Source organism: Nocardioides sp. SRI_004 (assembly GCF_057586415.1).
Genome location: NZ_JBYCZV010000051.1, coordinates 1 through 205, shown reverse-complemented (window position 1 = coordinate 205; position 205 = coordinate 1). Strand labels below are relative to the sequence as shown.

The following is a 205-nucleotide window of genomic DNA, read 5'->3' as shown; positions in this document are numbered from 1 at the left end:
CGGGTTCGGGGACGGTGTCGGCGATCGACTGTGACCCGACCGCGCCGGCGGTTCTTGCGCCGGGTGAGTCGATGGAGTGCACTGCGACGTATGTGGTGACGCAGGCCGATGTGGATGCCGGTCAGGTGGACAACGCTGCGACGACCACGGGTACGCCGCCGTCGGGTCCGAAGGTCACCGATGAGGACGACGTGACGGTCCCGGG

1 protein-coding gene is annotated in these 205 nt (G+C 68.8%); it reads left to right on the top strand.

Annotation, left to right across the window (positions count from 1 at the left end; translation table 11 throughout):
* Window positions 1-14: 14 nt before the first annotated feature.
* A partial coding sequence (locus AC2YHB_RS25670) for a DUF7507 domain-containing protein (protein WP_487354888.1) occupies window positions 15-205 on the top strand: 191 nt, incomplete at its 3' end.